The 7,117-nt window shown below is 45.6% G+C and carries 7 protein-coding genes and 1 pseudogene; 5 read left to right on the top strand and 3 right to left on the bottom strand.

What is annotated here, in order from left to right:
* From QZ379_RS08965 to QZ379_RS08955, 3 genes and pseudogenes are all read right to left on the bottom strand, one after another.
* Nucleotides 1-272 (bottom strand): annotated as a pseudogene (locus tag QZ379_RS08965) (hypothetical protein); the annotation flags it as partial.
* Nucleotides 273-1,286, bottom strand: a complete 1,014-nt coding sequence (locus QZ379_RS08960) for an AAA family ATPase (protein WP_291563410.1) — start codon at nucleotides 1,284-1,286, stop codon at nucleotides 273-275.
* Nucleotides 1,283-2,419, bottom strand: a complete 1,137-nt coding sequence (locus QZ379_RS08955; RefSeq protein ID WP_291563406.1) for a DUF262 domain-containing protein — start codon at nucleotides 2,417-2,419, stop codon at nucleotides 1,283-1,285. The genes QZ379_RS08960 and QZ379_RS08955 overlap by 4 nt, the downstream gene beginning before the upstream one ends.
* 496 nt (nucleotides 2,420-2,915) lie before the next feature.
* Between QZ379_RS08955 and QZ379_RS08950 the strand changes: the two genes are divergently transcribed.
* The 5 genes from QZ379_RS08950 to QZ379_RS08930 form a co-directional block, all read left to right on the top strand.
* A complete protein-coding gene (locus tag QZ379_RS08950; protein ID WP_291563403.1) occupies nucleotides 2,916-5,366 on the top strand; it encodes a DUF3987 domain-containing protein in 2,451 nt (816 codons plus the stop codon).
* A 230-nt stretch (nucleotides 5,367-5,596) separates the two neighbouring features.
* Nucleotides 5,597-5,782, top strand: coding sequence for a type II toxin-antitoxin system HicA family toxin (locus tag QZ379_RS08945; protein WP_291563399.1), 186 nt, complete (start codon nucleotides 5,597-5,599; stop codon nucleotides 5,780-5,782).
* A 38-nt stretch (nucleotides 5,783-5,820) separates the two neighbouring features.
* Nucleotides 5,821-6,225 (top strand): pilus assembly protein HicB, encoded by a 405-nt coding sequence (locus QZ379_RS08940; RefSeq protein WP_291563397.1) that lies wholly within the window; start codon nucleotides 5,821-5,823, stop codon nucleotides 6,223-6,225.
* Nucleotides 6,226-6,472: 247 nt separating this feature from the next.
* Nucleotides 6,473-6,718, top strand: a complete 246-nt coding sequence (locus QZ379_RS08935) for a DUF4248 domain-containing protein (RefSeq protein ID WP_291563395.1) — start codon at nucleotides 6,473-6,475, stop codon at nucleotides 6,716-6,718.
* 154 nt (nucleotides 6,719-6,872) lie between these two features.
* The coding region (locus tag QZ379_RS08930; protein WP_291563393.1) for an AAA family ATPase at nucleotides 6,873-7,117 on the top strand (245 nt) is incomplete at its 3' end.

Raw genomic sequence — 7,117 nt, 5'->3', positions numbered from 1 at the left:
TTTTTTGACAGTATAATCTTGTATCTGGTCATGGCTGCAAGTTCCTCGACAGTCTGTCTGCGCAATCCGCAGGCATGCAATTTCTGTCTGAGATTATTGTCTATCGTATGGTTTATCCTTTCCAACTGACTTATATTTGTTATATAAACCGGTTTGTAATAGTGCAACAAGCGTTCTATGACTGTCCTGTCATAATCGGAGTTGCCGGTGAACTTGAAGTATTCTTTCAGAAGTTCATCGCTAAGAGCCACACTGTTATTGTTCGCTGCCATTTATTCCATTTCTAAAAGTTCGCCCAAAGTAGCATCGAAAAATCCTTCCGGAAACGCAGGGGCGTAATCTCCGTTTGAACAGATGCTTATGCTCTCGAATGGTGTTACTATATCTTTCTTATAATAAATCACAATGTCGTCAGTATTCAACTCCTTTTTATAGACTTCATAGCGGAACTTGTTGAGAAGATTCTCGCAATGGGTCTCGATAAGAAGCTGGATTCCGTTATTGCCTATCATGGTGAAGAAGTCGGCAAGACGTGACTGTGCTCCGGGATGCAAATGTATCTCCGGATTCTCTATGAGTATGACATCACCCTTGGAAGCACGAAGGCATAGTATAAGTATCTTTACAAGATAGCTCACACCGGAACCTAACTGTGAAGGGACCAAATCGCTGAAAGAATCGCTCCTGAAACGGACATCCACTTTCTCGGCACTGCTTTTTATAGTGTAGAACTCAATGGGCAGGCTGAGGATGTACTTAAGCCAGTAATTGACCTGCGAAGCCAATGTGTGCGACTCCTGGTCCTTGATAAGGCCTGCATCCAGTTCCTTGGATTTTTCTCTCTCGTAGGTGCCGTATATATAATCGCCGTCGAATCCGCATATCACCTCATCGGAATATATGGCATCGTTCTCTACGCCTTTTCTGTTGGCGGAAAGGTAGAAGAGCCCGTTTTCATAATCGGGGAGTATTTTTACCGGATAGCCGGGATTGACGGTCTTTTCAGTCCTGCTCTGTCTGTAGGTTAATTCACCTTTGTCTGTAAGGGTATTTATTTCTATAACAGAGGCATTGGTATATTTATTGCGGATGACATCAAAAGATGATGACAATATCTTGTTCAGATGGATTCCACCGAATGAAGTCTCCTTGGCCAACATAAGTATGGCCTGAAGGATGCTTGACTTCCCTGTAGAGTTCAAGCCGGTGAATATAGTGACAGGCTTGAAACGGAATGTTTCTTCGCCTATATTCTTATAACCTTGTATTTCCAGTCTGTGTATCATAATTCTTCCAAAAATTCTTTTATCATATAGAGTCTTCTATTCCAGCTGCGGCTTGAATCAACATTTTTATTGCATAGCTGCGAATGATCAAGATCAAGTTTGAATCTTTCTATTGCACCGGGTCTTGTGTCGTAGACCTTTCTTTCATCCAAAAGGAAGATAAGGGTTATTATCTCCATCAGGGGCATGTTGATGGGACGACGTCTGGACGAGATGGTGCTTGACATAAAACGGAATGCATTATCGCCGAACATATCATATATTCTCCTGTAGGCATCGGTAAAACGTCTGTACAGTTCCTGTATCTTGTCGCCTTTTATATTCTCGTTTATGTAAATCATAGTTCTGGCGAGAAAATCGTCTATGTCGCTCTTGTAATCTAATCTTTGAAGTGTGTATGGGTCTTTAAGCTCTCCGATATAGTATAAATAAAATGCAAGGGCACGAAGGACAACATATCTGTCTCTCATACGCTTGGAATTTATATCGTCGCCTGTAACTTTCTTGAACTCCACGGACTCGGCTATTTTCTTTATCAGACCGGTGCTTGTACCGCGATAGAGGGCATTACGCATCTCCTGGCTGTTGAGCTTTGTCCCTCCACGGTTAACCCTGTCGAAAATGTCGTACTTGACCCTTTCGGGAGTGGGAGGCTGTATGATATAGAACGACAGCTGAAAGTCTTCAAATATCCCCTGTAACTTTGGCTCCAACTCGCTGAAGTTCTTTCCGTTGAGAAATCCCAATATCTTCAGGTTCTTAAGCCTGAACCTGTTTTCAAGAAAATCAATTATCGCCGATATGCGCTGACGTCCGTCAACCACCTGCTTTTTACCGTCCTTTGACTCGAACAGATATATCACAGGAATAGGTATTCCCATCAGAATAGATTCTACAAGTTCCGTTTTCTGAGTGGTCTTCCAAACACTGTTTCTCTGAAACTCGGGGTCGAGGATAAGTTCATGCCTGATTTCGCAAAGACGATGGATATGCGATACACTGTACTGTGCCGGAATTATCCTGACCTCTGCATTGGGGTAGACATCTAAGGATGGGTTTTCATCTATAGACAATCCTGATTCCCCCTCAAGTCTTTCGTAACTGTCATCTGTATATGGTTTGTGTTCAGGCATATTTTATGAGTTTAACTTCATTGACTGTTGGTTGCAAAAGTAGTAAATAATTTTCTAACTGAGAAAGAAAAACGCACTTATATAGCCATTAAATGGTATTTTTGTGATTTTACCAAATTATTAAATATATGAAAAACATGAAGAACGAGAAAAAAACAGGAAATTGATATCCTGTGTCGCGACCTGATGAGAATCGCAAACTTGCTGAATGCTCTGAAAAACTCTAATCTGACAAGGAAGGAAAGAGCGAATCTGAAAAGAAGTGCCAAAATTCTGGGACATGCAGCCCTCTGCTTTGCAAAAGATTGTTAAATTTTAGACGGGTTAAAATCTACCGCCATGGGAGGAGAAAAAGGGACCAATACGGATAAGGGGTACGCAGAGGGGATGCAGGCGGTAGTTTTTAACATTTGGAAGGGGAAAAGATAATGGCGAAATTTGGGGAAGAGAATTAATAATTAATAATTAAGAACTAAAAACTCAAAAACTCACATAAATGAATATCACATTATTCAGCAACCTCTACAGCAAGGAGGCGCAGGGCGTGATAGACGCCGCAGAATGGAGAGATGCCATCAGGGATGGCAAGTACAGAACTATAGTGGAGAAGGTCCGTTCCTTTATAGAAAAAGGTATGAAGGACGAGGCAAGGGAGTGGAAGATGAAGCTGCCGGCCGTGGTCTTTGCGGGGGACTGCCGTATGGGACGGTTCTTTGCGAAGACAACGGAGAGGACGGGGTGGCTCATGTTTGACTTCGACAATCTGACTCCGCAACAGGTGAAGGCGGCACGCGACCTGCTCATAGTGTTCGAATGGGTGGTGATGGTGCATGTCACTTCGTCCGGACGGGGACTGAGGGTGGTGGTGAACGGCGGCATGGTGCACATAGATGTGTATCGCAATGCGTACGAGAAGGTGGCGGAGGGTCTGAAGGCTCTGACGGGACTGGAACCTGACATGCAGTGTAAGGACTTTGCACGCACGAGTCTGGCTTCGTACGACCCGGAGGTGTATTATAACCCGGAGGCTGCGGTGTTCGACTATGGCACGGAGGGTAATCCGCTGAGCTATGTGCCGGCTGTGGGACCGGACACATCGGAGGACTTCCGCGTGCAGTCGGCACGGTCTGCTATGGGAAACAGCCACAATGTGGACACTCAGGCGGTGATAGACCGTTTCTTCGAGAATAATGCGTACACGGAGGGGAGCCGGCATGAGACTCTGCTCTACCTCGGAAAGTATCTGCGATGGATGGGTGTGGAGAGTTGGCAGCTTGATGATGCAGTGGCCCGCGCATGCAGCCGTGCGGTACAGCCGGGGATGCCGGAGAAGGAGGTGAGGAACGCCGTGGTCTGGGGATATGAGCATGGCACTGAGGGGGTGAAAAACAGTGGATTTTTCGGGGGGAAGGTTCAAAACAGGGGTATGAACCTTATTTACCGTGATGCATATGCGGAAATGGCTGATAATCAGGAGTTGCCTGAAAATGAATTTTCTGAAAACGGCGATTTTCCGGCCGAAGGTTCAGATGGGGTGAACCCTGATGAACCCGAAAATCAGGACGAGGATGAGGTGATAGAGCGGATGTGTCCGAGCCTGCCTGACGATATCTTCGGAACTCTGCCGGACAGTCTGCTGAAACTGCTGTCGACGGCCAAGGACAGAAAGGAGAGGGACGTGCTGCTGCTGTCGTGCATCACGGTGATGAGCGGTCTTTTCCCGGCCCTGAGGACCATGTACGGCAATCAGAAGAATTCGGCTCATCTGTACTCATGCTTTGTGGCCTATGCGGGTGCCGGTAAGGGTATGGCGGTACATGCCTCTCTGCTCGGGAAGAAGATTCATGCGGAACTGGAAAAGAAGTACAGGCAGGCGAAGAAGGAGTATGAGGCGAAGCTGTTGGGATGGGAGATGGAGGTGAGAGCGGCCTTCAAGGAAAGGAGGGCACCCGATATCGACCTGAAGCCGGAAGAGCCTGTCAGGGATATGCTGTTCATGCCGCCCAATATCTCGAAAAGCCAGATGATGCACACTCTGAGGGATGCGCAGGAGCATGGCAATGTGATGGTGGTGACGGAGATTGACAGCCTGGCGGAGGCACTGAGAACAGATTACGGCAAACAGACGGCCGAGCTGAGAATGATTTTCCACCATGAGACGGTGGGGCAGAGCTTCAAGACGGACAAGGAGCCGGTGGAGATTGAATCGCCACGGCTGGCACTGATGATGTCGGGCACTCCGGAGCAGCTCGCACGGTTCGTAAAAACCGTGGAGGACGGTATGTACAGCCGATTCCTCTTCTACATCCTGAGGTCGGACTGTAAATGGAAGTCGCAGTCGCCGCTGTCGGAGAAGGGAAAGATAAATATACGTGAGCTGTTTGAGGACCTGGCAGAGAGGCTGAAAGTGAATTTCTTCGACTCCTTAGGCAAGGAGGTGACGATAAACTTCACGAAGGAGCAGTGGGAGAAGCATGACAAGGTGTTCGGAACGGAACTGGCGGTGATGTCTGCCGAGGGCAATCCGAACATGTCGGCCATAGTGTTCAGAGGCGGACTGATAGCGATGAGGGTGGCGATGGTGCTGTGCGGTCTGAGGATACTGGAGGCGGGATGGCAGGTGACGGAATTTACCTGCCAGGACGAGGATTTCGACAGTGCGGTAAGAATAGTGCAGACTTGTATGAAGCATTCTGCCAATACCACTACCATTCTTATAGAGAGGTGTGTGAGAAACAAGATGACAGGCTTCCAGAGAGTGATGCCGGCGCTGAGGAAAATGGGGGTTCAATTTAGGTTCATCGAGTTCAAAAATGAGGCCAAAAAACGCGGAATCTGCGAAAGTACGGCAAAAAGGGCACTGAAAAAATATTTGGAAAGTGGCTTAGTATCAAAGGGTTGCAACGTCTACGAAAAGACAGACATACTGCTTACGGGAATATTATAATATAGGTGGTGAACCCTGAACCTAAACCGCATTTTTCGGGGTGGAATTTATGGCTCCGGAAGGCTTCGGAAAAACGCTTCGTCGTTCGAAGTAAAACGCCCCGTCGTTTAAGGTAAAACGACGGGGCGTTTTTTTAGGGGAAGATTTCCACTGAAGAAATTCACTTTTTCTCTTGGTTTTTTATAACAAATATGTTATATTTGCAGTCGTAAACAAATGCTCTTTGAATTATGAAAACAACAGAGTTCTTGAAGAAGGCTGCTAAGATAGGCTGCTATTTCGTGAGCCATGGCAAAGAACACGATGTTTGGTTTAGTCCTAAGACAGGCAAATACTTTCGTGTTGGACGACATGGCTCGCAAGAGATTAAAGGCGGCACATTGAACAGCATGATGAAAGATGCGGGCCTTAAATGACCCGCACATTTGTTTACAAATTAAAAAAAGAATAGACAATGAAAACAACAGCTATTGTGGAAATGTGGGATGACAAGACAATAAGCGTCTACGTCCCGGAATTTGACGGATTCAACCTGAATGGACAAGGAAATACTGTAGAGGAGGCCAAACAGGCCTTGATCGAAGCAGTGAATGATTACAAATCTATGCTTTCGGAGGCCGGCAAAGAAGTACCGGCTTCATTGTCGGATGTCGAATTTGATTATAAGTATGATATTGCATCATTCTTTGAATGTTTCAAATTTATCAGCGTATCGACATTTGCAAAGTATGCCGGGATAAATCCATCATTAATGCGCCAGTACAAACAGCGCATAGCATTTGCTTCTGAATCTCAAAAATCAAAGATAGAAGAAGCTATACATAGGGCAGGAAGCGAAATGCTTGCCGTGCATCTTTAATTGTGGCATTTGTTTACAAAAGTCCTCTATGGAGGCAATATGAAAGCGGTGGGATTAAGTTCTTACCGCTTTTTTATACAATAAAACATGATGTTTCCTCAAAACGTTTCATAATAAGGACAAAGCCGTACAAAGGAGGACAAACTGCCAAAGTCATAGGGAAATATCTTGCAGAACAGGCTGATTTTTAGTAACTTTACGGTATAAAAGTTGACAACTAAAAAACTTAAGAACTTAAAAACTCAACATGAACAGATATACCGATGACGAGCAGGAGGCTTTCAAGCCTCGGCTGTATAAGAAATGTGAACTGGCAATGATGTATTTCCCGAATGCCACAAAGGAATCCGCCTCCAGAAGCTTCAGGAGGTGGCTCTCGAGGTGCGGCATGATGATGAGAGAACTGGAAGCTGCGGGATATGACAAGAACCGCCAGTATCTGCTGAAACCGGAAGTGGAGATTATAGTGAAGCATCTGGGGGAACCGTATTGAATAAAGGAGGTAGAGGAGGTAAAGAATGTCATTAAAAAAAACAACTGTTGATGAAGTTTATTATGAGTCAGGAACGGGTAAATACTAAAAGTTTTCGTATCTTTGCCATGAGAGGAAGTTCTAATTATTAACCCTTAATTATTAATTGACCAACATGAAATACCCTATAGGAATACAAAGTTTCGACCGGATAATCGAGGACGGTTATCTGTACATCGACAAGACAGACATGGTTTATAACCTGACGCATGGAGGTAGTATCTATTTCCTGAGCCGTCCGCGCCGTTTCGGAAAGAGTCTGCTGGTATCGACGCTGAAGAATTACTTCCTCGGCAGGAAGGAGCTGTTCAAGGGGCTGAAGATTGATGCCATGGAGAAGGAATGGAAGGTGTATCCGGT

The organism is Bacteroides sp. (assembly GCF_019417265.1).
GTDB lineage: Bacteria > Bacteroidota > Bacteroidia > Bacteroidales > Bacteroidaceae > Phocaeicola.
Note: the sequence above shows the minus strand (reverse complement) of the source record. Positions and strands in the feature narration are given on the sequence as shown.